The organism is Mesotoga sp. Brook.08.105.5.1 (assembly GCF_002752635.1).
Classification (GTDB): domain Bacteria; phylum Thermotogota; class Thermotogae; order Petrotogales; family Kosmotogaceae; genus Mesotoga.
This window is the reverse complement of the sequence record NZ_AYTW01000026.1, coordinates 1-1,827: the sequence shown is the minus strand read 5'-3', so window position 1 is coordinate 1,827 and position 1,827 is coordinate 1. Positions and strand designations below refer to the sequence as shown.

1 protein-coding gene is annotated in these 1,827 nt (G+C 41.9%); it reads left to right on the top strand.

Annotated elements, in window-relative coordinates; all coding sequences use genetic code 11:
• The first annotated feature begins 284 nt into the window (after window positions 1–284).
• Window positions 285–1,568 carry a transposase gene (locus V512_RS09325; protein WP_099830208.1) on the top strand — a complete coding sequence of 428 codons (1,284 nt, stop codon included), beginning with the start codon at window positions 285–287 and terminating at the stop codon, window positions 1,566–1,568.
• The last annotated feature ends 259 nt before the right edge of the window (window positions 1,569–1,827 follow it).

Here is a 1,827-nt window from a genome sequence, read left to right as displayed (position 1 = left end):
CGATCTTGAGAAAATGGAGTCTGTTGTAGATATATAAGCTATGACTTGAATTCTAAGGAATGATTTATCTACAATGATGGTGGCAGTCAGGGAGAAGGTAGAGACTTGGTGTCTATCAGCCTTCCTTATGAAGGAAGAGCTACAAAGGGACAACACTCGTCTTCTTCCTGGGAGTACTTCAGGTTCTATGATAAGTTCATCCGGGGAAAGATCCTCAGGAACGCTACAACAGGGAAATCGGTACTCACAGACTGCTAATCCATTTATTGCGAGGTGTTGGTGAGATGAAAGAGCAAAGCGGTACGATCGTAGGTATCGACTGGTCAGCTGACTCCCATACTTGCTATGACCTCAAGGCTGACAAGAGTTTCAAGATCCCAGACTCTGTAGAAGGTTACGGTAAACTGCTGAACGATTATCCAGATGCAGTTTTCGTGATCGAAGAAGCAAACAACAGGATAGGAGACTACCTTCTCATTAACAATAGAGAGGTGTATGTCTTACCTCCTTGTAGATCCAAAGAAGCCAGGAAGTATCATTTTAGTTCCGGGGCAAAGAGCGATAGTCTAGATGCCAAGGCGATAGCTCTTACCTTCAAGGAACATCCCTCTTATTGTCTCAAGGCAAGATATTCAGGGGTCGGAGCGAAGATCACTAAACTGGTGACTATGTACAACATTGTATCCAAAACGCACAGTCAACAGTGCAACAGATTGTATTCAGTCCTATTGAGGTATTTCCCCGAATACTTGCACATTATGGATAAGCAGTACAGATCAAATACCTCCTTGAGGATTCTTAGCATCTGCCCTACGATAACTGAATTGAAGAAAGTTTCGAACGAAGAGCTTAGGAAGATACTGAACAAAGAGAACTACAGAATGACTAGTATCTTGAGAAAGAAGCTTGACAGGATAAGAAGCGAAGGGATCTCTTGGGGCGATACATCATGTGAGGGTAATCTCATAATGTTCCTGGCAAACCAGATTCTTGCCTTAAGAGGCACAGCAGAAAGCCTTAGGAAAGAGATGGGAGAGACCCTAGAGAATAGTCCATACAGGATCATCCTTTCTATTCCTGGTGTAAAGGCTGTAATAGGCTCATACATAGTAAAGGCCTATCTCACACATGATTTTAGAAGCTACCAGGAGATGCAGAAATACGCTGGAACTGTTCCCTTCCTCTTTCAAAGTGGCAGAAAGTCAATAATGCTGATGAGAAAGAAATGCGACAACGACCTCAGAAGCATGATTCACATCGCAGCTTTCGCTTCTCTGAAGACTTGTGGATGGGCAAGAAACTATTACAAAAGAAAAAGAAAAGAGGGCAAGACTTACGGTCATGCCCTCAGAGCACTGGGGAACATCATCCTCAAAATCGCATTCTCCATGTTGTCAAAGATGAAAGAATACGATGAAACCTTGTTCCTCAATGCCAAAGGAATTAAAACCACTCAACAGAATAATACAACAATTCCTGAGGCTTTCACAAATCCTGAATACTCCCAGGATGCTCATCCATCCTTAGCTGCCACTAAGGATGTGGTCGAGAACTTGAATGTCACCTGATTAGTAGTTTTTTCCTTATTAATATGATAAGGTCCCTTACTTTTTATTTTTGTCCCTATTTTTTTATTTTTTTTTGTATCTCATCCTGAAGCAACTGCAGACAAAAAGAGGAAGCTTCTCCTCGACCTTTTCGAACTAAAAACAACGACAAATACGAACAAACTAATAAAGGATTTCGAAAACAAGAAGCTTGTTGTCAACTACTTCAAACCAACCGAGGCTGGCGTGGTGACTGAAGATATTTCATCACTAGATCCCG

What these genes read in the sequence shown, in the direction of transcription:
- V512_RS09325 (WP_099830208.1), top strand. Translation starts at nt 285, where the DNA reads ATGAAAGAGCAAAGCGGTACGATCGTAGGTATCGACTGGTCAGCTGAC.